Source organism: Edwardsiella sp. A.80236 (assembly GCF_044540725.1).
Taxonomy (GTDB): Bacteria; Pseudomonadota; Gammaproteobacteria; order Enterobacterales; family Enterobacteriaceae; genus Edwardsiella; species Edwardsiella tarda.
Genome location: NZ_JBIUCY010000081.1, coordinates 1 through 264, shown reverse-complemented (window position 1 = coordinate 264; position 264 = coordinate 1). Strand labels below are relative to the sequence as shown.

Genomic DNA, 264 nt, shown 5'->3' with positions numbered 1-264 from the left:
CTTCCTTCAGGCTATAGCCTCACAGGGACAATCACCACCTCCCGAGGAGGTGGTTTAAAGCTGACAACAAAAAAGCCTTCTGTTTTCACAGAAGGCTTTTTATCTGGCAGGGGCGGAGGGACTCGAACCCCCAACACCCGGTTTTGGAGACCGGTGCTCTACCAATTGAACTACGCCCCTAAATAGGGTGGCGGAACGGACGGGACTCGAACCCGCGACCCCCTGCGTGACAGGCAGGTATTCTAACCAACTGAACTACCGCTC

General features: G+C 54.9%; 1 tRNA gene. It reads right to left on the bottom strand.

Annotated elements, in window-relative coordinates:
- Window positions 1-104 precede the first annotated feature (104 nt).
- Window positions 105-180, bottom strand: a tRNA-Trp gene (locus ACEQFP_RS17570).
- Between the last annotated feature and the right edge of the window lie 84 nt (window positions 181-264).